We start from the raw sequence: 23,647 nt of genomic DNA on the forward strand, positions 1-23,647 counted from the left end.
GCATGGGGTATGTCAAAGAGATGAGGTTTTGAAAACCGATTTTAAAAAACTGTCGTTGTAATATAAATGTAAGGTTAAAAACTTGACAATTGTGGTATGATAAAGATATCGAAAGAAAAAACAATGAATTACAAATTAGAACCTTGCATCCAATTTGTGCGTCCTGCACTATAGAAAGGTTGAGGTGGAACCAGATGGCGAAAGAAATCGATTTGAAGAAGATCATCACAAACTTAGCGAAGTTAGGTGTTTCCGCTACAATGACAAAATCGCGTCTAGATATGCTGAAGGCGTTAACACCGCCAGCTCAGCAAGACCCGCAAATCCAACCATAATTAAAACACGCGCTGACAGAATTATTTCTGTCAGCGCGTGTTTTTTAATCTTCTTCATCAGATTTAAACATAAACGTCCTATGGTGGAATTTCATACTGAAAATCAGCCCGATTGCGAGCATATTCCCCATTAGAGAACTTCCTCCGTAACTGATGAATGGGAGTGGGATTCCTGTAATGGGCAGTAATTGAATCGTCATTCCGATGTTTTCAAAAACGTGGAATGTAATCATTGCGATGATACCAGCAGCAATATAAGTACTGAAAGGATCTTTAAGCTCCAATGCAATTTTCGTCAAATGGTAAATGAGGAAAAAGTACAAACAGATGACAAGACTTGCCCCGACGAATCCCCATTCCTCACCAATTACGCTGAAGATGAAATCCGTGTGACTTTCAGGTACGTAGACTTCGCGATCTTTAAACCCTTTGCCGAACATTTCACCCGAACCGATTGCATTTAAAGAAGTAATCAGGTGCAATCCTTCGTTTGAAGAATAGGAGTAAGGGTCGAGCCACGAGTAAATTCTTTGGAATTGATAAGGCTTGAATCCGAGTGTCGACAAGAAATCCTGTGCATATAATGCCATAATAAGCATCGTTCCGCCCAAGGACACAGAGCCAACGAAAATTGGAAGCAAGATTTTCCATGTAATCCCCGATACGACAGCGAGTGCGGCAGTAATTGCGAGAAAAACAAGTGCTGTTCCAAGGTCAGGCTGCGTCATAATGAAGAATAGAGGAACTATCAAGACAGCCCCGATTTTCAACAGAAGCATAAAATCGGTTTGAATCGTTTTTTCGCTAAACTTTTCATGGTGTTTCGTAATGACCCGCGCCAATCCGATGATGAAGAATGTCTTCATGAATTCAGCAGGTTGTATACTGCCGATACCAGGTAAGTGAAACCAGCTTTGCGCTCCATTTCGTGGAGCGACAATAGCCAGGCTTTCCGGCAAGATGAAAAGTATAATTAGTAAAGACAGTCCGCCGCCATAAATGACCCACGCTGCTTTCTTATATTGTTCAGGTTCAAAATACATCGTGATTGCAATGATAATGGAACCAACCACATACCATTGGATTTGTGAGGGAATGAAGTTAGTGTTGTATTGGCCTGTTGTTTGTGCGGAAGAAATCGCAATTAAACTAATTGCTCCGAATAGCAGTAAGAGAAAAGCGAGTGGCCAGTCAAATCTATCTGCTGCTTTTTGTTCTATTTTCATAATAAAGTCACCTTTGTCGTTTCATATGAGTTACAGCCTTTAATTATATAGGTAAAGGGGTCTTATTTAGCAAGAGGAAAATTTCCTGTTTTTTTCTTATACATCATCCGTTTCAAATAAGAAACTTTGCTGATGGAATCGTATACTGAAGATGAGTCCAATCGCAAACATATTACTGAATAACGAACTGCCTCCATAACTGACGAAGGGGAGCGGGATTCCCGTAATTGGCAGCAATTGAATGTTCATTCCGATATTCTCCAGCACATGAAACGATAACATCGCAATAACACCAGCTGTTACATAAATACTAAACATGTCTTTAAGACTTAATGCGATTTTGGTTAAGTGGTACATAAACACAAAAAATAACGTAATTAGCAAACTCGACCCAATGAATCCCCATTCTTCCCCAATGACACTTATGATGAAATCGGTATGGTTTTCTGGAATAGCGACCACGCTTTCGCGGAAGCCTTTTCCCGTGAACTCTCCTGAACCAATCGCCGTCATGGCCTGTATAAGATTGTACCCTTCCTCGCCAGGATAAGAATATGGATCGAGCCATGAATACACCCGCTTAAACTGATAAGGGTCAAATCCGAGTTTTTGCAAAAAGTCTTGCGCGTAAATCGCCATCCAAAGAAGTGTCGCTCCAACAGTTGCTCCAACCGCCATGATCGGCGCAAGAAGCTTCCATGAGATTCCTGAAATAATGACAACGGCCGCCGTAATGGCGATGAAGACGAGAGATGTCCCTAAATCGGGCTGCTTCATGATGAATACTAGTGGCACAAGCAGCATAACAGCAACTTTTGCAAGCAGCGTCAAATCAGTTTTTAACGATTTTACAGGATACTTTTCGTTATGCAAACTGACTAACCTTGCAAGACCGAGTATGTAAAAAGTTTTAATGAACTCAGAAGGCTGTATTGTACCAATCACGGGTAAGTGAAGCCAACGCTTCGCACCAAGACGCACTTCGGCGATTTGGTCTTGTCCACCGGGCGCTAACATAAGAAATAGCAATAAGAAAACTCCGAAACCGTACAACGGCCACGCGAGTTGCTTGTATTGCTGTGGTTCAAATTGAATCATGACGAATATGATGAATGCGCCCAGCACATACCAGCGAACTTGTAAAAGAGCGAAGTTCGTATTGTGAGGTCCTGAATATTGTGCAGAAGCAATTGCAGTTAAACTGACAATGAAGAATAATAATAAGTAAAAGGCAAGCGTCCAGTCGAAACGATCTGTCCACTTGTTTGAAATCTTCAAAGCAATACTCCTTCCTATGGGAATGATTGCTAAAGTATATCGCAGATAGCGAAAAGATTCATGTGATTCATAAGACGCAATCTTGGAATTAAAAGTTTCTCGCAACAAAATAATGTTTTCTATATTAGTAGATGAAGGAAAAGGTTTTTTCTAGCATCAGCCGTGGTTCATGGTAAACTAGTGAGACGAAAACTAACGGAACGAGGGGATCTCTATGAAGAAAAAGCTAGGGTTGGTCTACGGAGGGAAGTCTGCGGAACACGAAGTTTCCTTGTCAACAGCGCGTGCGGTCACGCAGGCGGTTAACTTCGACGCGTACGAAGTGATGCCGATTTACATAACACCAATTGGAGAGTGGCGTACAGGAAGTCCGCTTACGTCACCAGCAGCAACTATTGAAGAATTGCGTTTTGAAGGGAATGGAACGGACGCACCGGATAGTATCGCACAGTTCTTGCAGCTCGAAAGTAAGCCAGACGTAATTGTCCCTTTACTTCACGGAACGAATGGAGAAGACGGAACTGTTCAAGGTCTGTTTGAAGTAATGAATATTCCTTACGCTGGAAACGGCGTCCTCGCATCTTCTGCGGGAATGGATAAGGTCGTTATGAAGCAATTGTTTGCACAAGCAGGTCTTGCACAAGTACCCTACGTGCATTTTGTCCGTTCCGAATGGGAGATGGATAACGAGCGGTTGTTGGATGAGGCAGAAACTGTGTTGGAATATCCGGTATTCGTAAAGCCGGCTAATCTCGGTTCAAGCGTGGGAATCAGTAAAGCAGATACAAGGGATACGCTGGAGCAAGCGATTACGTTTGCATTGAAGTTTGACCGGAAGATTATTATTGAACAAGGAGTAACAGCACGTGAAGTTGAAATGGGTGTACTTGGAAATGACACACCTGCATGCTCCGTTCCAGGGGAGATTAAGCCAGTCGCTGCGTTCTACGACTACGAAGCGAAATACCAAGATGGGAACACGGAGCTGGTCATTCCAGCAGAAGTTCCTGAAGAAGTTTCAGATCTTATGAAAAACATGGCATGCCGCGCTTATAAAGTTCTCGATTGCGCAGGGCTTGTGCGCGCAGACTTCTTTGTGACAGACGCAAACGAAGTTCTCATTAATGAAGTGAACACATTACCAGGATTTACACCGACTAGTATGTTTCCGCTCCTTTGGCAGCATACAGGTGTCAGCTATCCTGAATTGATTGATCGTCTAATCGAGTTGGCAGTCGCGCGCCATACTGAAAAACAACAGATACAATACACAATGGATTGAGTGGGATGAGTAATGAAACGACAACTAACTGAATTGGCCGGATGGCTGGGTGCTTCAGGCCAGCTATTAGATGGAATTACGGTAACGGGTGCAACAATCGACTCACGCAGTATTACTGAAGGAGATTTGTTCATTCCGTTTAGAGGAGAACATGCAAACGGGCATGTATATGTCCAATCAGCAGTGGAAAAAGGCGCAGCTGCTTCGTTGTGGCTTATAGATGAACCAAATCCGCCAGCGGATATTCCTCTGATTTTTGTTGAGGATGCTGAACTTGCGCTTCAGCAGCTTGCGCGATCGTACCGTGAGCAATTGACTTGTACCGTAATTGGTGTCACTGGATCTAATGGAAAGACATCGACGAAAGATTTACTTGCAAGTGTACTTGGCGCTCAGTTCGCTGTAAGAAAAACAGAAGGTAATTTTAACAACGAACTCGGCATGCCATTAACGATTTTGTCGCTTGAAGAAGAGACCGAAGTAGCTGTTCTCGAAATGGGGATGAGCGGTTTCGGTGAAATTTCATTCCTTTCTAAATTAGCAAAACCAGATATCGCCATCATCACGAATATTGGCGAAGCCCATATGCAGGACCTCGGAAGTCGAGAGGGGATTGCAAAGGCGAAGTTCGAAATCATCGAGGGACTCCCGTCAAACGGGACCTTCTACTATGATGGCGATGAGCCGCTGTTAACTTCTGCTGTAAGTAAGCACTCAGAACTTGACGCGAAGTCGTTCGGTTACGGGGAAGAATTGGATTTAACAGCGAAAGACATTCAAGTTACGGAACAAGGAAGTCAATTCACTGTATTTGGTCAAATTAATGGGAACTTTGTCATTCCTGTTTTCGGAGAGCACCAAGTGAAAAACGCATTGGCTGCAATGCTGGTTGCAAGAAAACTCGGGATGACGGATGAAGCAATCCGAAATGCATTGCTGAATGCAAAGCTAACGCCGATGCGTATGCAGCCTGTGACGGTGAAAAGCGGTGCACTCGTGATTAATGATGCGTACAATGCAGCACCGACTTCAATGCGCGCAGCCTTATCGTTCATCGGACAAACGAAATTACGGACTGACAAGTGGGTCGTTCTAGGAGATATGTTAGAACTTGGCGAAGACGAACGCTATTTCCATGAATCAGTGGCTGACCAGCTGGGTACTCTAGGTTTGAAGGGAATTGCGTTGTTTGGACCAAGAATGAAATGGCTGTATGAAGAATTGCGTTCTCGTGATGCAAAAGTCGAACTGATCTGGACAGAGAACGATTATACCCCGATTGTTTCAGCTTTGCGCAACTCAATCGATGAACGTTCCATTGTGCTGCTAAAAGGGTCGCGTGGAATGGCGCTTGAAAATGTTTTAAAAGGTATTTTGGAAACGGAGGGGTAATTCGTGAAAACAGGCGTGCTTATTCTGCATGGATTTACAGGTGGATCGTTTGAAGTTCGCCCTTTCATCCGGTATGTAAAAGAACAGACGGACTGGATGATCGATGTGCCGGTGCTGCCAGGACACGAACCAGGTGGCCGGTTAACTAAAATCACTGCAGAAGCATGGCTGATGGAAGCGGAGATCGCCTATAAACGATTGAAAAAACGCACAGATCGAATAATGGTTGTAGGATTTTCAATGGGTGGGCTAATCGCAATGTACCTCGCACTTCGCTATCCTATTGAAAAGCTCGTTTTGCTTAGTGCTGCTGCAAAGTATATATCGCCGCGTTTGTTGCTGGCGGATGCCGCGGTGTTGCTTGCGGAGCCGATTATTCGAAACTTCCCTCCAAATACTTTTTATCATCTGTATCGATATAAACTGGCGAATACACCTATTCGATCTGCTTTTCAGTTCACACGCATCGTGCGTCAAGTGCAACCGTATTATGGAATGATTACAGTGCCGGTATGTATTGTCCAAGGCAAGCAGGATGGAATCGTACCGTTTTCCAGTGCGCAATTACTTTATGAGTCTTTAGGTTCGCTTGAGAAAACTCTCATCTTTTCGGACAAAGGAAAACACCACATTTGTTACAGTGATGATTGTGCTCAATGGTTTGAAAAGGTTCTTTCCTTCATGCAGATAACGGACAAACACGTTCTTTTTGACAGCGAGTATATTGGTTGCGATAACGCAGGCGTTGTGGTAGAATGATTTGAGCATTGGATACATTTACGCAGAACTCTTCCTTTTTTGAAGAGTGCTTTTTTTTGAATAAAACGGTTTGACGGCAGTGCGAAGAAACGCCTGACCATCATCGAACCGCTCGGCAAAGACCGGGCTTTCCTTTCATCCGCTAGATCTAAATTGTGGGAAGCAGAACGTCATATCCTGCATTAGATTTGTATACGTTCGGAAACATACCCAGAAGCATAAGGCTCCGATTTGCCGCGCTTTCATTTGCAAATGTAACCAATTGTCAAATGGAAAACACAAAGGAGATTGAGAAGTTTGACGAATTTTTCAGAACTAAATATCAGTAAATCTACACAAGACTCTCTAAAGAGAATGGGCTTTGAAGAGGCTACTCCAATTCAGGAAGGCACAGTTACATTCGGCATGGAAGGCAAGGATGTAATCGGCCAGGCACAGACTGGAACAGGAAAAACAGCAGCATTCGGTATTCCGATGATCGAAAAAATCGATACTAGCAATCCTGCAGTACAGGCACTTGTCATTGCACCAACTCGCGAGCTTGCGATTCAGGTTTCTGAAGAAATTTATAAAATCGGATATGGGAAACGCGCACGAATTCTTTCTGTATTTGGCGGACAAGAAATTTCACGCCAAATCCGTGCATTGCGCAACAATCCACAAATCGTAGTAGGTACGCCAGGTCGTATTCTTGACCACATTAAGCGTAAAACATTGAAGCTTGACGGTGTTCAAACACTCGTTTTGGACGAAGCAGACGAAATGTTGAACATGGGCTTCATCGAAGACATCAACTCAATTCTTGAGAATGTCCCAGCTGAGCGCCAAACATTGCTATTCTCAGCAACTATGCCTGGACCAATCCGTAAAATCGCGGAAACGTTCATGAAAAACCCTGAGATGGTTAAAATCAAGTCTAAAGAAATGACTGTTGAAAATATTGAGCAGTTCTTCGTGAAATCACAAGAACGCGAAAAGTTTGATATTCTTTCTCGTTTGCTAAACGTTCAGCAGCCGGAACTTGCGATTGTATTCGGTCGTACAAAGCGTCGCGTTGACGAGCTTTCACATGCTCTTAACATTCGCGGATACATTGCAGAAGGAATTCACGGTGATTTAACTCAAGCGAAGCGTATGTCGGTATTGCGCCAGTTTAAAGAAGGTAAAGTTGACATTTTAGTTGCAACAGACGTTGCAGCTCGTGGACTTGACATTTCTGGGGTAACTCACGTTTATAACTTCGATATTCCACAGGATCCTGAAAGTTACGTTCACCGTATCGGTCGTACAGGTCGTGCTGGTAAGAGCGGTATGGCAATTACGTTTGTAACACCACGTGAAATGGGTTACCTTCGTATTGTTGAAGAAACAACGAAAAAACGCATGAACCCACTTCAGCCACCAACGTCTGACGAAGCGCTTCTTGGTCAGCAAAAAGTTGCTGTCGAGACACTTGCTGAAGCAGTTCAAAAGAATGAGTTGAATGATTATGTTCAATTCGCTACAGATTTACTTGGAAAGTATGATGCGACGGATCTAGTTGCAGCTGCTTTGAAACACTTAACAAACGAGCCTGATGCTACTCCTGTACAAATTACAGAAGAACGTCCATTGCCATCACGTGGTGGCGGAGGCGGCCGTGGCGGGTATAAAGGTAATCGCAGTGGCGGTAATCGTTCACATGGCGGCGGTCGTGGATTTAGCGGCGGTGGAAATCGTCGTGGCGGCAGCAGCCGAGACGGACGCAGTGGTGGAAACCGCGACGGCCGCAGTGGCGGAAGTCGTGAAGGCGGAAACCGTGATCGTTCACGCGGCGGACGCTCTGAGCGTTAATCGGATACAGCTTAGCTCGAGAGAAGTACATTCAAATGTACTCTTCTCGAGCTTTTTGTTTGTTCAAAATGAAACATATGGAGGCTGAAATCGTATACACTAATAAGAAGTAAGGGAGGAATCGACTTGAGAAGTGAACCTGTAAATCGGTTGTCAGAAAAAGGACTAACGGTATGGCGGTTATATGGCTGGATGCAAACAGGGGCTGTCCTGTTACTTGCTATTGCCGCGGGCGTACTGACTTTTTTCTTTGAATGGCCTTGGTATATATACATAATAGCTGGTGCGGTCGTATTGCTTTATGGATGGCTATTTATTTATCTGTTTCCTAAAATCAGATGGTCCAGGTGGCGATATGAAGTTCGGGAATCTGAAATTGAATTACAGCATGGGATTTTCATTGTTACCCGTACTTTAGTTCCAATGGTCCGTGTTCAGCACGTAGATACCGCGCAAGGACCCATTCTGAAAAAATATGGCTTGTCAGCGATTTCGATTTCATCCGCTGCAACAGTCCATTCAATTCCTGCTCTTGAAGCAGAAGAAGCAGATGAGCTGCGGAACCGGATTTCTGCGCTTGCAAAGGTGGCGGAAGACGATGTCTGAGCCGCGTTACAAATTACATTGGGTAACTGTTCTAGTAGAAACATTGAAAGCATTGAAGGAAGCGATATTACCATTGGCGGTAGTTCTCTTCACTGGAAGCAGAAACAACACGTCAGGCAATTGGTTCTTGGATAATTGGTCTTTGGTTTTCGGAGGAGTGCTAGTCATTTACTTGTTATCAAGTGGTCTTATCAAGTGGAGAAGGTTCTCCTATTGGTTCGAAGACGGTGAGTTACGTATTGAATCCGGTTTATTTGTTCGTAAAAAGCGGTATATCCCTTTTGAACGAATCCAAAGTTTGAACTATACGGAAGGTATTTTTCATCGTCCCTTCGGTTTAGTGAAGGTTCAAATCGAAACGGCGGCTTCTTCAGGAGGCGAAGCAGAGGCGGAGTTAACTGCTGTCACCCGTGAAGACGCTGATATCATTAAAAAGAGAATTGCTGAAGGGAAAAAGCGGAAGTCACAAGAAGCCGAATCAGAATTTGAAGAGGGCATGGAGCACGCTGAAGAAGAGCTGTCTTCGGAAGAGCCGGAAGCGAAGCGTGTGTTTTCGTTGTCTCCAAAAGAGCTCATTTTACTTGCGACGACTTCAGGAGGGATTGGTGTTATTTTCTCCGGAGTCGCAATCTTCCTCACTCAGTTTGGAGAGCTGCTGCCGCTTGATAAAGTAAGTGATGAGCTTGCTGGACTCATAAAATTTGGCGTATTTGTAGTTGTCCTGCTGATACTACTGGGGCTATTTATTGCATGGCTTCTATCCGTAGCAATGACGTTTTTCTCTTACTACGGATTTACTGTACGCGTTTCTGACGAAGAGATGATTATTACACGCGGACTGCTTGAAAAGAAACGTACGACAGTGCCGCTGAGTCGAATTCAAAGCGTCAGTTTTATAGAAAATCCATTACGTCAACTGTTCGGCTACGGACGTTTACTTGTACATAGCGCAGGGGCTTCAGGTGAAGGTTCGACAATCCAATTGTTTCCTTTGGTGAAGAAAAAGTCTTTATATGCCCCTTTGCATGAAATCTTTCCGGGTTTAGATTTAAGAGAACCTGAGGAGAAACTGCCTAAACGCGGCCGTAAGTTTTACTATCGTATTGACTTTCTATGGATGATTCCGATTATCGCGGTTGTGGGTTGGTATTTCTACCCGTATGGATTATTTTCACTTTTACTTGTGCCGGCTGTGATGGGACTGGGAATGTGGCAACACCGTTCTGCTGCGTATCGCATAGTGGGGAACCAGGTAACGATTCGTTCTCGCGGAATTAGTCTTCAAACTTCTTATACGATGCGGAAACGAATTCAATCCGCCAACATACGCCAAACGATTTTTCAAAGTCGCAAAGAAGTGGCGTCCATTCATCTGAATGTGAAATCAGGGATGGGTACGCATGACGTCACGCTGCGGCAAATGGATCTTAAAGAAGCAGAACGCCTGCTGGCATGGTACGAACCTTCGCATGAAGTTAGTGGAAATGGACATGAAGAGGGATTTGTTGACTTGGAAAAATGATTATTCTTTTGAGAAGTGCTCATAAACTCGAGGGAAGTGCTCATAAACCTGGGAAAGCGCTCATAAACTCGTGAGAAGCGCTCATAAACATGGGGAAGTGCTCATAAACCCGGGAAAGTGCTCATAAACTTGGGAAAGCGCTCATAAACACGGGGAAGTGCTCATAAATCTGGGAAGGCGCTCATAAACTCAGGGAAGTGCTCATAAACGTAAGAAAGCGCTCATAAATCCACAAAAGCGCTCATAAATTTCCGAAAATAGTGTTCATAAATCCAAATAAACTCAACATCATGCAAAAAAGACTGTCAGAAAGTCAGGAACTCTGACTTTCTGGCAGTCTTTATCTTTTAGGAACCGCTTTTGGCTTACGCCAGCTGATAATTCGTTTTGGATGAAAGAAGCTTAACCCAATTAGGAATCCTACAATTAAGCCCGCGATGTGTGCAGCTGCATTTATGTTGGGACCAATGAATGTCATCACGACACCAAGACCGATAATCGGTAAGATGATTTGACGCAGCTGAGGCAGCATCCGCTTCGTGTAATAGACAAGAGCACCAAATGCACCAAAAATCCCAAAGATCGCGCCGCTCGCTCCAACGTGTGTAAAGTTAGAATCGTACACGAAGAAAGTAGCGATACATCCGAAAATACCGGATAAGAAGTAGACAGTTAGGAATCTCGCTTTTCCAGATACTTTTTCTAACTCCGGACCAAAAATGAATAGTGAAAACATATTAAATAACAAGTGCATGAAACCGGCATGTAAAAACATGGGTGTGACTAAACGCCAGTATTCTCCCTGTTCAATAAGATAATTGGCACCAAGTCCGGCAACAAAAACGCGATCTCCGATAACGGGCAGCAATGTCAGCAAAAAGATGACAACGTTTATGGTGATCAATGTTGTGACAACCGGATATTGCCGAATATATTGAGAAAAACTTTCAGTACGGATAAACATGACTCTCCCCCGATCTTTGTTATTAGTATACAATCTTTCAACCCCATATGGAAAGAAGGTGACTGTATGATTACAGGAATAGGTTTAGATATCACTGAACTGGATCGTATTACGGACCTCAATCAGAAATCAGAAAAATTTCACAAGAGAATTTTAACAGATGCTGAACAGCGTCACTATCAAACCCTGTCAGGGCATCGCCAGACTGAATTTTTAGCTGGGAGATTCGCAGCTAAAGAAGCGTTTGCGAAAGCGCTCGGGACCGGGATTGGGCCGCAGTGCAGCTTTCAGGATATTTCAGTTTTGCCAAACTCTAAAGGTGCACCAATCCTTTCTTTTAAAGACGAGCTTGTAGAAGGATTTGTTTCCATTACACACACTAGAACAGTCGCAGCTGCACAAGTAATTCTTCAAAAAATGTAACAATGCTGAAGAGCTTCGCATAAATGACTGTCCCTCCTCATAAGATGACCTACCCGATTGAAATAGGAGAGGATGACCGAGATGCGAAGCAAAATTGGATTAGTGTTGTTGGGTGCGGTTCTTATGTTGCTGACAGCTTGTGGTGCACCATCAAAAGAAGACGTTGTCAAAAAGTTGAGTGGGAAATGGAATGATTCCACAGGTTATGACCTTCAAGCAACAATGGAAATTAAAACTGGTGAAGAACCGCGTCTTTATGATGTCACGGTGTGGCATACGAAACCAGATTTCTACAAAGTTGATGTTTCTCAAAAAGGGAAAGATGAGTCCCAAATGATCGTGCGTAATGAAGAAGGGGTTTTTGTGGTAACACCTTCACTTGGAAAAACATACAAATTCCAAAGTGATTGGCCGGCTCAAAACAGCCAAGCGTATTTGATCAGCACATTGTCTGATGATATTAAAGCAGACAAAAAGTCAACGATGACTGAAAAAGATAAGACGTATGTATTTGAAACGGCGACACGCAATAATCAGAAGGCAGTTTTGCCGACACAGCAGATTCATATCGACAAAAAGACATTACTTCCGACACACGTATCTTTGCTGGATGAAAATAAAGAAGAAAAGATACGGGTGAACTTTAAAAAGATTTCACTGGGCGTTAAACGTAAAGCGGACGATTACAAAGTTGAGATGGAAAACATGGATCATGAGAAAAAACCTGAAAATCCAAAAGATAAGAAAGCGGACCTGGAAACATTCTATCCAACAGCAACGTTTGAAGGTGTGACACTGCTAAGTGAAGAGCCTGTTGCGGCTGAAGACGGTACGACTCGACTCTTCTTAACATATGGCGGAGCTGGAAAAGAGTTCGTCGTTGTTCAAGAACCTGCTAAGGCAGTAGAGAACCAGGTGGCTGTTTCGATTGATGGGGACCCAGTTGACTTAGGATTTACGGTAGCTGCACTTTCTGGTCAGACGATTCGTTGGGAACAAGACGGCGTAGCATTTTACGTAGCCTCAGAATCACTCAGTAAAGGTGAACTTATCCAAGTCGCAGGCTCTATGCAGTCCGATGTTGTGAAGTAAATCGCCCAAGACTTAGAGGTCACCGAATACTAGGGTGACCTCTTTTTCTAAATTGACGCATGACACTCTTCAGGATGATAATGAGAGTACTTATCCTGAAGAGGTGATCGAGTATGGCAAGTACATTTGACTATCGTCCAACACGTGCAGTAATCAGTTTGTCGGCGATTAAGGAAAATGTCCGTAATTTGCGTAAACAGTTATCAAATAACACGGATATGATCGCAGTGGTAAAAGCGGATGGATACGGACACGGTGCAATGCAAAGTGCACAAGCTGCAATAGAAGCTGGCGCCATAATGGCTGCGGTTGCAACTCCTGATGAAGCATTGGAATTGCGGACGAAAGGTTTCTCGCACCCAATCCTTGTAATGGGGCCGTCGCCTATTACATTTTTGTCAGAAGCCAGTAAGCAAAATATTGCTGTGACAGTTACAGGAGTTCAATGGGCGCGGGATGCCGTGGAAGAATTGAAAGATTTTAAGGGAATTTTAACTGTACATGTAAAAATTGATACGGGAATGGGTAGGATAGGTATCAGAAGTGAACAAGAATTAAAAGAATTATTGAAAATTCTTGAAGGAACTTCTGCTATAAAAATAGAAGGTACATTTACACACTTTGCAACTGCAGATGAGAAGGATAGTAAAAGAACACACAAACAATTTGAAGCGTTCACTCAACTGGTTGCCTGCTTTCCTCAACGTCCAAAACTTGTTCATGCTGCAAACAGCGCAGCAGCACTAAGATTTCCGGAATTTGCTCTGGATGCGGTCAGGTTTGGTATCGGGATGTATGGGATATCCCCTTCTGACGTTGTGAAAGCAGAACAGCCTTTTCGACTAAAGCGGGCGCTGCGCTTGGAAACTGAAATCGCTTATGTGAAGCAGGTAAACGCGATTGAGCCGATTAGCTATGGAGGCACGTATGAAGCGCAGCCTGGGGAGTGGATTGCTACACTGCCTATTGGTTACGCAGATGGTTTGAAGCGGGGGTTAAGAAATCAGGAAGTTCTAGTCCGCGGTCAAAGGGTCCCTATAGTTGGAACGATTTGTATGGATCAGTGTATGATCCGGTTGCCTGAGCATGTTTCTGAAGGCGAACCGGTTGTTATACTGGGGAAACAAGGAACAGAAGAAATTACAATGGAAGAATGGGCAACTCGCCTCGGCACAATTCCTTATGAAATCGCCGTAACGATTGCTAGACGTGTACAAAGACAGTATTTTGGGGACTAGTTGGCACCCTCTAATTCTCGCACTTTCGACAAACTACCCATCTAAACTAGCACAACTTGTCGCTATATTTCCTTATTTGTCTTTTCATTGTCGAACTCCAATGGTAAGATAAACATGTATAGAAATGAGGAACGGGTTTTTGTCGGAGGTGCTTGAGTTGGATGCTAACCAAAACAACAAAGAACTATTTATGGAAATCCCCAATAAAATGCTGAAACAAAATGAACAGACGATCGTCCATCAGGAGCAGCAGGGAGATTTCGTATATTACTCGGCTACGCGGTATAAGACTGATTGTGAGTTGAATACAATCAGAGAAGAGATGATGCGCGGATATGTGGAAATGTCCCAAATTAATCTTGGAATTGCTGCTGAATGTCTGCATGCGGAATTCGAAGCCCAGCATACGGTGGAACGACTCGTAAGCGGAGGATGAGAAGTTGGCAATTAAACGCGGAGACGTCTTTTTTGCGGATTTGTCGCCTGTTGTAGGATCCGAACAGGGTGGCACAAGACCGGTTCTTGTCATTCAAAATGACATTGGGAACCGGTTTAGCCCGACAGTGATTGTGGCTGCAATTACTGCACAAATACAAAAAGCAAAGTTGCCGACGCATGTCGAAATTGATGCGGCGCGTCACGGATTTGAGCGGGATTCTGTAATCCTGCTCGAACAAATCCGCACACTCGACAAGTCTAGGCTGACAGACAAGATAACCCATTTAGATAATCATGTGATGCAAAAAGTAGACGAAGCACTCGAAGTCAGTTTTGGTCTCACGAACTTATAGTCATACATAGCAAAAAAATCCATTCTGTCTTCAGGCGGAATGGATTTTTTGTACAGAAAAGATGCTCAATGACTAAAAATCCGTTATACTAGAGTACAAAGTGTAGACGTGGCTTCACCATAGGGAGGAAGAGGTATAAATATGAACAGCAAAATGAGAGAAGTAGTTAACGAACACATGGACACCATTATTGAAAAATGGATAGATCTTATGAAAGAAGAGAAAGGCGAACGCTTCTTTCACTTCATGCCTCAACATTTAGTTGAAAAGACAAGCCGGGAATTTACAATGCTGATGACTTCTAATATAAATGAAGGCGATACAGTCTTGAACAACGAACGTTTAGATGATTTTACGGAGAAAGTCGTACGCTTCGGCTGGTCCATTAAATTTGTGAATAAAGCGATTGATAATTTCGCTTCCGTTGTATTTGAGTTGTTAGAAGACAAGGAAATTATTACGGAACAAAACCTAAGAATTTTCATGGGCGTTTTCACTGCGTGGATCAATCCCCTGCGCGAAAGTATTATTGAAGCCTATGCAATTAAATGGGAGCAAACTGATGCACTGCAAAAAGTTGCGCTGCAAGAACTCTCGGCATCTCTTATTCCTGTCGTGGACAAGGTATCGATTATGCCTTTAGTCGGCACAATTGACACGGAACGTGCAAAGTTAATTATGGAAAATTTACTTGAAGGCGTGGTTCAGCAGCGCGCCGATGTTGTTATTCTGGACATCACCGGTGTTCCGGTTGTCGATACAATGGTCGCACATCATATCATTCAAGCTGCAGACGCAGTTCGGCTCGTAGGTGCTAAGTGTATGCTGGTGGGCATTCGTCCTGAAATTGCACAAACAATTGTTGCATTAGGTATTAACCTTAGCGATTTCACGACAACAAGTACGCTTCGCAGAGGCATGCAAGAAGCACTAAGTCTGACAAACCGACAAATAGTGGAGGTGGAGTAAATGAATGTGCGTATACCAATTTTAAAACTAGATGAAGTACTGATTGTTTCGATCCAATGGGAACTGGATGATCAGACGGCAATTCAATTTCAAGAGGATTTATTGAATAAAATGCATGAAACTACAGCCAGAGGTGTCGTGATCGACTTAACCTCAATCGATTTTATCGACTCTTTCATAGCGAAAGTGCTCGGCGACGTAATCAGTATGTCAAGTCTAATGGGAGCGAAAGTGGTCATTACGGGAATTCAGCCTGCCGTTGCAATTACATTAATTGAACTCGGCATCCGCCTGGAAAACGTTATGACAGCCCTGGATCTTGAAAACGGACTTACGAAGCTTCGCACAGAATTGGAGGCCTGAATATGAACAATCGGTCTTCTGTAGAGATTTTCACGGAATGGGATATTGTTGCTGCGCGACAGCTTGGTCGAAATGAAGCGAAAAATTCCGGGTTCGGAACAGTGGACCAAGCGCGCATTACGACTGCAATCAGCGAGCTCGCGCGTAATATTTACTTATATGCAGGTAAAGGTAAGATTGAAATAGAACGACTTGAAACGGATGGGATGAAAGGAATGACCATCATCGCTTCAGACGAAGGTCCAGGAATTCCGGATTTACGCCGAGTTATGGAAGATGGCTTCTCAACATCGGGTGGACTTGGTGCAGGGATGCCGGGCGTGAAAAGACTAATGGATGATTTTAAAGTGGAGTCTGAAGTGGGGAAGGGTACAACAATAACCGCTACAAAGTGGTTACGATAAGGAGAGTAATCGATGCCTCAAGAAGTCGGAAAGCAGTATTCGGCGCTACTTCAGAAATACATTCAGCATGAAGATGAAACCGATTTGTATGCTGCACAGCAAGTAAGTCGGAAATTCATTGAAAAAAAGATATCTCCTGAAGAAGTAATCAGTCTTCATAAAACATCTGTAGAGGAAATTTTTCCAGAGTTAGCTGTTAAAATTGGACCTTCTTATGATTTTTTAATTGAGGTGATGATTCATTACGGATTAGCTTTGATGGAGCATCAGAGCTTAATCCGTAAACAGGAAGCTATGCAAATAGAGATGGACGTTGCTGTAAAAGTTCAAGACATGTTACTAGAGACTTCCATTCCGAAAGTGGAAGGTCTAGATATTGGTCTTGTAAGTAAACCTGCTAAAAAGATGAGCGGAGACTACGTCTATTTCATCGAGCAAAAAGACGGAGAGGCTTGTGTCGCTGTTGCGGATGTAATGGGCAAAGGACTTCCCGCTGCACTTTGCATGTCTATGATTAAATTCGGTATGGACAGTTTACGCAGCTCTGCTACTGAACCTCAGCACGTGTTGCAAGTTATTAACCAAATTGTCGAAAAAAGCATGGACGACTCCATGTTTATTTCGATGTTTTATGGAAAGTTTGATAAAAAGACATGTGAATTTACATATGGCTCTGCTGGCCATGAACCAGCGTTGCTCTATCGTGCTGATGAAGATCGCTTTATTGAATTAGACGCTAAAGGACTCTTACTTGGAATCAGAAAAGACGTAGATTTCCAGCAAAAGTCTGTAGAAATGTCTTCCGGTGACTTCATCGTTATGTTAACGGATGGTGTGACAGAAGGCAGAAATGCAGAAGGATTCATAGAGGAAGAAGTCATTTTAGATATGCTGCGCACTATGAAAGACCGCCCAGCCCAACAAATAGTAGATCACCTGTATACGGAACTATTTAAAATGCAAAACTATATGCTTCATGATGACTTTACTTTAGTTCTGTTTAAAAAAGAATAAGATGTTTGGAAGACACTTGAAAAGGGTATACACCTTCTTAGAGGTCTAAATTAAATTTTAGAACAGAAAGTATGGGGTGTGGATAAATGAATTTACAAGTTGACGTTGAGCAGAATGATTGTGTCCATGTATTTAAAATTATTGGTGAGATAGATGCTTTTACTGCTCCGACATTAAAAGAACAATTGGAAAAAGTTGCTGACCAACCTGAGTGCCAGGCTGTGCTGGACTTTTCTCAAGTGAATTATATGGATAGCACGGGATTAGGCGTATTTGTTGCTTTCTATAAAAAAGTGAAAGCTGTAGATGGCAGTGTGAAAATCGTGGGTGTAAACAAACGATTGAAGCGTCTATTTGAAATTACGGGTCTCGATGACATCGTTGAAATTGAAATGGAAAGTGGGGACTCGAATGGCACCGTTTGATTACATTGAAATTAAAGTTCCTGCTAAACCGCAATATGTAGGAGTTGCAAGACTTACAATCTCGGGATTAGCGAGCCGCCTTGGTTTTACATACGACGAAATTGAAGATTTGAAAATCGCTTCGAGTGAGGCGATTACAAATGCAGTCCGACATGCGTATGATGAAGACGAAGAAGGTGAAATCGTTGTAGGGTGTGCGTTATATGAGGATAAGTTAGAAATTATGGTAGCGGACCATGGCCAAAGTTTTAACTTTGAAGAGACGAAGAGACAAGTCGGCCCTTACACCGAGCAAGAGTCTGATGTTCAACTTTTACGTGAAGGAGGACTTGGACTCTATTTAATGGAGACGCTAATGGATGACGTTAAAGTCCATCATGAAGAAGGAGTCACTGTTTTCATGACCAAATACCTGGGCAGAGAGCGGGGCGAAGCGGATGTCAAGCAAACAGCCTACTCGTGATCCGCAAGTTCAGGAACAAGTGTTAGAGTGGATTCGCAGATATCAGGAGACTGAAGATGACGAAGCACAAACACATCTGGTTATGCATTACGAACGCCTGGTTCAATCGATTGCCCGTAAATACTCAAAAGGTAAATCGTATCACGAAGATATTGCACAAGTCGGGATGCTTGGTCTGTTAGGAGCAATCCGTCGGTATGACCCGGAATTCGGACGGAGTTTTGAAGCGTTCGCAGTCCCAACGATTATCGGTGAAATTAAACGTTTTTTACGCGATAAGACTTGGGCAGTGCACGTGCCAAGACGTATTAAAGAGCTAGGACCGCGTATCAAGGCGACCGTTGAAACTCTTACTACTGAATTACAAAGATCGCCTCTCGTAAGCGAGATTGCGGACTATCTTGAAGTAGATGAAGAATCCGTGTTGGAAGCGATGGAAATGGGGCGCAGTTACCAGGCGCTTTCTATGGATCATACGCTTGAAGCGGATTCTGAAGGTGGCACTGTTACCTTATTCGATATTATCGGTACTCAAGATGATGGGTATGAAAAAACAGATCAACGGCTGCTTGTGGCAAATGCGTTGAATGTATTGTCGGATAGAGAGAAACAAATTATCCAATATACATACATTGAGCAGCTCAGCCAAAAAGAAACAGGTGAACTTCTTGGTATTTCTCAAATGCATGTATCTAGACTTCAGAGAAAAGCGATTAAGAAGCTGCAGGAAGCCATATTGGCTGCGGGCGGTGCCTCCTAATGGAAGCATTTAAAAACGACCATATCGAGGCATATATTTTTCAACAAGCCAAAGGTGGAAATCGTGAGTCTGGAGATGTGTATTATTTGCACGCCGAAGAGGATTATTTTATCTGCGCTATTGCAGATGGTCTCGGAAGCGGAATTATTGCTAGGCAGTCTGCTGAAGTCATGCCCCGCATCTTGGAAGAATACCATAGTGAAACGATAGAGGAATTGCTGAGTCGTATTAATGAGCACATGGTACAAAAGCGTGGAGCTGCAGTTGCGATTGTGAAGGTAGATCATGTTAATCACACGATACAGCATAGTTGTGTCGGGAACGTTCGTTTATATATTCGGCAACAGGATGGGAAGATGATTTATCCGCTTCCGGTTATGGGGTATTTGTCTGGACGCCCCCAGAAGATGAAGACGCAAGAGTATACGTATAAAAATGGTGATTTGTTCTTCATGCATTCTGATGGAGTCGAACTCCGCAGTCCGAAATCCTATCTATGTCAAAGTGATGATCCGCTTGCGTTATCAGAAACGGTGCGTGAAACGGTGAAACCTGGTGACGATGCGACGTTTATCGCAGGAAGTCTGCTTCTGTAACAGGAAGCAGGCTTTTTTGTATCCAATTTCATGGTAAACTATAAGTATTGAATGGGGGAATGGAAATGTCAGAACGAATTTTAGAATTGACCGCTAAACGCGCAGCACTTCCGAAGAAACAAACCCAGCAGGTTATCGCTCTCTTGGATGAAGGGAATACGGTGCCCTTCATTGCACGATATAGAAAAGAAGCAACGGGTTCACTCGATGAAGTACAGATTAAAGATATTGAGGATGCCTATCAATACAGTAAAGGTTTAGAGCAGCGTAAAGAAGAAGTGCTGCGTCTGATTGGCGAACAAGATAAGCTGACGCCAGAGCTGGAGCAGCAAATCGAAGCTGCAGATGTTTTGCAGCGACTTGAAGACTTATACCGTCCTTATAAACAAAAGCGGCGGACACGAGCAATGATTGCCATTGAAAAAGGATTAAATGGTCTTGCGGACAAGCTTTTGCAGTTTAACAATCTAGATGTCACTGAAATGGCAAAAGAGTTTGTTGATGAAGAAAAAGAAGTGAATACTGATGAAGATGCCATAATGGGCGCTCGTGATATTATTGCGGAACGTATTGCGGATGATGCAGCATTACGTGAAAAAGTTCGTAAGTTGAGCTGGTCTAGAGGCACATTGATTTCCGCAAAGCGTAAAGATGCCGAAGACGAAAAAAGTATCTATGAAATGTACTACGAATATGAAGAGCCTTTGGCAAAAGTGGTGCCACACCGTGTGTTGGCACTTAATCGAGGAGAAAAAGAGGATGTACTTCGTGTAACTGTAGGTTTCCCGGCGGAACGGATTATCGGTGAATTGGAGCGGAATTTGATAAAACGAACTTCCTCACCATCAGCTGAGCATGTAAAAAAAGCGCTGGAAGATTCTTTTAAACGTCTAATCGCCCCTTCTGTAGAACGGGAAATTAGAGCAGCGTTATCAGAAAAGGCCGAAGCACAGGCTATCCATGTGTTCGCGGAAAACTTGAAGAGTCTCTTATTGCAACCTCCATTAAAAGGACGGATGGTATTAGGCGTTGACCCGGCATTCCGGACGGGATGTAAACTCGCAGTAATCGACGAAACCGGAAAAAGTCTTGAGATTTCTGTGATTTATCCGCATCCGCCGAAACCACAAAAGGATGCATCTAAGAGGATAGTTTTAAATCTTCTTAAAAAATACGATATTAAACTGATTGCTATCGGAAATGGAACGGCTTCCAGAGAAACAGAGAAATTCATCGCCGAGACGATAAAGGAAGTTGAATCTGAAGTGGCTTATGTAATCGTTAACGAAGCAGGGGCAAGTGTATACTCTGCATCTGCACAAGCGCGTTCTGAATTTCCCGACCTTCAAGTTGAACAAAGAAGTGCGATTTCCATCGCCCGCAGACTGCAAGACCCGCTTTCGGAACTAGTAAAAATTGATCCGGAATCAATAGGAGTCGGTCAATATCAGCATGATGTCGCAAAAAAGCAATTAGCAGAGTCGCTCTCATTTGTTGTGGAAACGGCGGTTAACCGTGTAGGTGTAAACGTCAATACAGCATCGGCTTCATTGCTGCAATATGTGGCGGGACTATCCAAAACAGTTGCAGAGAATATTGTGAAGAAACGTGAAGAAGAGGGACAATTTGAAAAGAGAACGCAGCTTAAAAAGATTCCAAGATTAGGTGCGAAAACATATGAGCAAGCGATAGGCTTCTTGCGTGTTCCAAATGCAAAAGAGTTATTCGATGCTACGGGTATTCACCCGGAAAGTTATGCCCTAGCTGAAGATATTCTCAAAGAAGCAGGTGTTTCCAAAAAGCAAATTGGATCTCCTGAAGCAGTGGCTGCACTTACAGCTTTAGACAGTAACGAGGTAGCTACTAAACTAAACGTAGGTCTTGTTACTGTAAATGACGTGATTGAAACATTGAAAAGGCCGAATCGTGACCCGCGTGATGAATATCCTCAGCCGCTTCTAAAAGCAGATGTACTCGACATGAAAGACTTGCATGAAGGTATGGAAATGCAAGGTACTGTTCGGAACGTGGTGGATTTCGGCGCATTTGTCGATATCGGAGTTCATGAAGACGGACTGGTGCACATTTCGAAACTAAAGAAGGGATTCGTTAAGCATCCCTTAGATGTGGTGGCTTCTGGTGATATCGTTACGGTATGGGTAGAGTCTGTCGATAAAGCCAAGGGCAGAATTGCATTGACGATGTTAGCGCCTGCAGGGAAATGACGGGAAGGAATGAGAACCTATCTGTAAAGGACCTTCAGGAACTTACTGAGTCTCTTTCTATTCAATGGTTCCAAAAACCATTTATCCATCAAGTCACTTATAACAGCCGACTGCGTACGACAGGCGGCAGGTACATGCTCGCAGACCATTCCATTCAGGTGAATCCTATAGTAGAGAGCCGTTATGGAATTGAAGAGGTGATCGGGGTCTTGAAGCACGAGCTTTGTCATTATCATCTTCATATAGAGGGAAGAGGATATAAGCATGGAGATCAGGACTTCAAAGAACTGTTGCGAGTGACAGAATCGCCTAGGTATTGTAAGTCATTAAACGATGAAGAACCATTAACAAAAGTCATGCGTTTATATACTTGTACGAATTGCGGACTTTTATATAAGAGAAAGAGACGAGTGGATACAAGGAAGTTCCGATGTGGGAAATGCCGGGGGAAGCTTGAAACGACACTTTAGAAGCAAATATAAGAGGAACGTTCAACCCAGTCATATCAAGGGTTTGAACGTTCTTTTAATTTTTTTACGAAAAACTGTTGACGAATAGAGAAAGACTGTCTATAATAAGAAAAGTCGATTAGGAACAACAACAAACGACAACGTTCAACATACTAGATGGCCCCTTGGTCAAGCGGTTAAGACACCGCCCTTTCACGGCGGTAACACGGGTTCGAATCCCGTAGGGGTCACCATGTTCTTTCTAAAATAATACTGGGGTATAGCCAAGCGGTAAGGCAACGGACTTTGACTCCGTCACTCGTTGGTTCGAATCCAGCTACCCCAGCCAAGTTTTTCAAACTTCGTTTGAAAAACTTTGCGAGAGATACCGAAGAAGGTATTTCAAATGATGATAATGAATTCATTATCGCAATTAAACTGCACGAGCCATTAGCTCAGTTGGTAGAGCATCTGACTTTTAATCAGAGGGTCGCAGGTTCGAATCCTGCATGGCTCACCATTTACTACTTAATTTATTTCTTAAAACTTAAGTGTTGACAAACTTTACTTATCATGTATAATAGAGGATGTCGCAAAAATAATAAATAAGCGGTAGTGGCGGAATGGCAGACGCGCTAGGTTGAGGGCCTAGTGGGTGAATAACCCGTGGAGGTTCAAGTCCTCTTTACCGCACCAAATATATTTTACATCTCATCGAGCGCCCGTAGCTCAATTGGATAGAGCGTCTGACTACGGATCAGAAGGTTGTGGATTCGACTTCTGCCGGGCGCGCCATAATATAATATTAATAATAACGCGGGTGTAGTTTAGTGGTAAAACCTCAGCCTTCCAAGCTGATGATGAGGGTTCGATTCCCTTCACCCGCTCCATAATTTAAAACCTATGAACCTTGAAAACTGAACAGCAAAATGTCAACGAATTATCGTTTGGGAAACCGGCTCTGCCGGCGGAACAGACACAAACAGATCGAACGATCTGATAGACATCTTAAATGATGCCAGTACGAATTGAGCAATCAATTCTCTTTTATGGAGAGTTTGATCCTGGCTCAGGACGAACGCTGGCGGCATGCCTAATACATGCAAGTCGAGCGAATCAATAGGAGCTTGCTCCTTGAGATTAGCGGCGGACGGGTGAGTAACACGTGGGCAACCTGCCCTACAGTTGGGGATAACTCCGGGAAACCGGGGCTAATACCGAATAATCAGTTCCTTCGC

Annotated in this window: 25 protein-coding genes, 6 tRNA genes and 1 rRNA gene; 29 read left to right on the plus strand and 3 right to left on the minus strand. The window is 43.4% G+C overall.

Annotated elements, in window-relative coordinates; genetic code table 11:
- Positions 1-194 precede the first annotated feature (194 nt).
- A complete protein-coding gene (locus QT716_RS08845; protein WP_172643597.1) occupies positions 195-335 on the plus strand; it encodes an Lmo0850 family protein in 141 nt (46 codons plus the stop codon).
- A gap of 44 nt (positions 336-379) precedes the next feature.
- Here QT716_RS08845 and QT716_RS08850 read toward each other — a convergent pair whose 3' ends face one another.
- Entirely contained in the window at positions 380-1,561 is a 1,182-nt protein-coding gene (locus QT716_RS08850; protein ID WP_317935688.1) for an FtsW/RodA/SpoVE family cell cycle protein, read from the minus strand.
- Positions 1,562-1,657: 96 nt separating this feature from the next.
- On the minus strand, positions 1,658-2,833 hold the full coding sequence (locus QT716_RS08855; protein ID WP_398292970.1) for an FtsW/RodA/SpoVE family cell cycle protein: 1,176 nt from the start codon (positions 2,831-2,833) through the stop codon (positions 1,658-1,660).
- A 220-nt stretch (positions 2,834-3,053) separates the two neighbouring features.
- Here QT716_RS08855 and QT716_RS08860 point away from each other — a divergent pair, with 220 nt between their 5' ends.
- The 6 genes from QT716_RS08860 (at position 3,054) to QT716_RS08885 (ending at position 10,233) form a co-directional block, all read left to right on the plus strand.
- The gene (locus tag QT716_RS08860; RefSeq protein ID WP_317935690.1) at positions 3,054-4,121 is read left to right on the plus strand and encodes a D-alanine--D-alanine ligase; all 1,068 of its coding nucleotides are present in this window, start codon (positions 3,054-3,056) and stop codon (positions 4,119-4,121) included.
- 12 nt (positions 4,122-4,133) lie between these two features.
- The gene (locus QT716_RS08865) at positions 4,134-5,513 is read left to right on the plus strand and encodes a UDP-N-acetylmuramoyl-tripeptide--D-alanyl-D-alanine ligase (protein ID WP_317935691.1); all 1,380 of its coding nucleotides are present in this window, start codon (positions 4,134-4,136) and stop codon (positions 5,511-5,513) included.
- A 3-nt stretch (positions 5,514-5,516) separates the two neighbouring features.
- On the plus strand, positions 5,517-6,272 hold the full coding sequence (locus tag QT716_RS08870) for an alpha/beta hydrolase (protein WP_317935692.1): 756 nt from the start codon (positions 5,517-5,519) through the stop codon (positions 6,270-6,272).
- 297 nt (positions 6,273-6,569) lie between these two features.
- Positions 6,570-8,105 carry a DEAD/DEAH box helicase gene (locus tag QT716_RS08875; RefSeq protein ID WP_317935693.1) on the plus strand — a complete coding sequence of 512 codons (1,536 nt, stop codon included), beginning with the start codon at positions 6,570-6,572 and terminating at the stop codon, positions 8,103-8,105.
- A 126-nt stretch (positions 8,106-8,231) separates the two neighbouring features.
- Complete coding sequence (locus tag QT716_RS08880; RefSeq protein ID WP_317935694.1) at positions 8,232-8,711, plus strand: PH domain-containing protein; 480 nt, start codon at positions 8,232-8,234, stop codon at positions 8,709-8,711.
- A complete protein-coding gene (locus QT716_RS08885; protein ID WP_317935695.1) occupies positions 8,704-10,233 on the plus strand; it encodes a PH domain-containing protein in 1,530 nt (509 codons plus the stop codon). Before QT716_RS08880 ends, QT716_RS08885 begins: the two co-directional genes overlap by 8 nt.
- A gap of 340 nt (positions 10,234-10,573) precedes the next feature.
- On the opposite strand, the gene QT716_RS08890 is transcribed toward QT716_RS08885, so the two are convergent.
- Positions 10,574-11,197, minus strand: coding sequence for a rhomboid family intramembrane serine protease (locus QT716_RS08890; RefSeq protein WP_317935696.1), 624 nt, complete (start codon positions 11,195-11,197; stop codon positions 10,574-10,576).
- Between the two features lie 66 nt (positions 11,198-11,263).
- On the opposite strand from QT716_RS08890, the gene acpS reads away from it, so the two are divergent.
- The 22 genes from acpS to QT716_RS09000 form a co-directional block, all read left to right on the plus strand.
- Positions 11,264-11,620 carry a holo-ACP synthase gene (gene acpS / locus QT716_RS08895; protein WP_317935697.1) on the plus strand — a complete coding sequence of 119 codons (357 nt, stop codon included), beginning with the start codon at positions 11,264-11,266 and terminating at the stop codon, positions 11,618-11,620.
- Between the two features lie 81 nt (positions 11,621-11,701).
- A complete protein-coding gene (locus tag QT716_RS08900; protein ID WP_317935698.1) occupies positions 11,702-12,712 on the plus strand; it encodes a LolA family protein in 1,011 nt (336 codons plus the stop codon).
- A 113-nt stretch (positions 12,713-12,825) separates the two neighbouring features.
- Positions 12,826-13,950 (plus strand): alanine racemase, encoded by a 1,125-nt coding sequence (gene alr, locus QT716_RS08905; protein ID WP_317935699.1) that lies wholly within the window; start codon positions 12,826-12,828, stop codon positions 13,948-13,950.
- Positions 13,951-14,107: 157 nt separating this feature from the next.
- A complete protein-coding gene (locus tag QT716_RS08910; protein ID WP_317935700.1) occupies positions 14,108-14,386 on the plus strand; it encodes a transcriptional regulator in 279 nt (92 codons plus the stop codon).
- 4 nt (positions 14,387-14,390) lie between these two features.
- Entirely contained in the window at positions 14,391-14,741 is a 351-nt protein-coding gene (locus tag QT716_RS08915) for a type II toxin-antitoxin system PemK/MazF family toxin (protein ID WP_317935701.1), read from the plus strand.
- Positions 14,742-14,882: 141 nt separating this feature from the next.
- Complete coding sequence (locus QT716_RS08920; RefSeq protein WP_317935702.1) at positions 14,883-15,710, plus strand: STAS domain-containing protein; 828 nt, start codon at positions 14,883-14,885, stop codon at positions 15,708-15,710.
- Positions 15,711-16,073, plus strand: coding sequence for an STAS domain-containing protein (locus tag QT716_RS08925; RefSeq protein WP_317935703.1), 363 nt, complete (start codon positions 15,711-15,713; stop codon positions 16,071-16,073). It abuts the gene before it with no gap.
- Positions 16,074-16,075: 2 nt separating this feature from the next.
- Positions 16,076-16,477 carry an anti-sigma regulatory factor gene (locus tag QT716_RS08930; protein ID WP_317935704.1) on the plus strand — a complete coding sequence of 134 codons (402 nt, stop codon included), beginning with the start codon at positions 16,076-16,078 and terminating at the stop codon, positions 16,475-16,477.
- Positions 16,478-16,489: 12 nt separating this feature from the next.
- Positions 16,490-17,491, plus strand: a complete 1,002-nt coding sequence (locus tag QT716_RS08935) for a PP2C family protein-serine/threonine phosphatase (protein ID WP_317935705.1) — start codon at positions 16,490-16,492, stop codon at positions 17,489-17,491.
- An 86-nt stretch (positions 17,492-17,577) separates the two neighbouring features.
- Positions 17,578-17,916: an STAS domain-containing protein gene (locus QT716_RS08940; protein WP_317935706.1), complete on the plus strand. Its 339-nt coding sequence runs from the start codon at positions 17,578-17,580 to the stop codon at positions 17,914-17,916.
- Positions 17,903-18,379 carry an anti-sigma B factor RsbW gene (gene rsbW / locus QT716_RS08945; RefSeq protein ID WP_317935707.1) on the plus strand — a complete coding sequence of 159 codons (477 nt, stop codon included), beginning with the start codon at positions 17,903-17,905 and terminating at the stop codon, positions 18,377-18,379. The genes QT716_RS08940 and rsbW overlap by 14 nt, the downstream gene beginning before the upstream one ends.
- Entirely contained in the window at positions 18,354-19,139 is a 786-nt protein-coding gene (gene sigB, locus QT716_RS08950) for an RNA polymerase sigma factor SigB (protein ID WP_317935708.1), read from the plus strand. Before rsbW ends, sigB begins: the two co-directional genes overlap by 26 nt.
- A complete protein-coding gene (locus QT716_RS08955) occupies positions 19,139-19,735 on the plus strand; it encodes a PP2C family serine/threonine-protein phosphatase (protein WP_317935709.1) in 597 nt (198 codons plus the stop codon). The genes sigB and QT716_RS08955 overlap by 1 nt, the downstream gene beginning before the upstream one ends.
- 65 nt (positions 19,736-19,800) lie before the next feature.
- Positions 19,801-21,960 carry a Tex family protein gene (locus tag QT716_RS08960; RefSeq protein WP_398292947.1) on the plus strand — a complete coding sequence of 720 codons (2,160 nt, stop codon included), beginning with the start codon at positions 19,801-19,803 and terminating at the stop codon, positions 21,958-21,960.
- Positions 21,957-22,430 carry a SprT family protein gene (locus QT716_RS08965; protein ID WP_317935711.1) on the plus strand — a complete coding sequence of 158 codons (474 nt, stop codon included), beginning with the start codon at positions 21,957-21,959 and terminating at the stop codon, positions 22,428-22,430. Before QT716_RS08960 ends, QT716_RS08965 begins: the two co-directional genes overlap by 4 nt.
- A 158-nt stretch (positions 22,431-22,588) precedes the next feature.
- A tRNA-Glu gene (locus QT716_RS08970) sits at positions 22,589-22,663 on the plus strand.
- Between the two features lie 20 nt (positions 22,664-22,683).
- Positions 22,684-22,758: transfer RNA gene (locus QT716_RS08975), tRNA-Gln, on the plus strand.
- 95 nt (positions 22,759-22,853) lie between these two features.
- Positions 22,854-22,929 (plus strand) — tRNA-Lys (locus QT716_RS08980).
- 89 nt (positions 22,930-23,018) lie between these two features.
- Positions 23,019-23,105: transfer RNA gene (locus QT716_RS08985), tRNA-Leu, on the plus strand.
- A gap of 22 nt (positions 23,106-23,127) precedes the next feature.
- Positions 23,128-23,204, plus strand: a tRNA-Arg gene (locus QT716_RS08990).
- Between the two features lie 21 nt (positions 23,205-23,225).
- A tRNA-Gly gene (locus tag QT716_RS08995) sits at positions 23,226-23,299 on the plus strand.
- A gap of 156 nt (positions 23,300-23,455) precedes the next feature.
- Positions 23,456-23,647: ribosomal RNA gene (locus QT716_RS09000) — 16S ribosomal RNA — on the plus strand; the annotation flags it as partial.

The organism is Sporosarcina aquimarina (genome assembly GCF_033253705.1).
In the GTDB taxonomy this organism is placed as follows: domain Bacteria; phylum Bacillota; class Bacilli; order Bacillales_A; family Planococcaceae; genus Sporosarcina; species Sporosarcina aquimarina.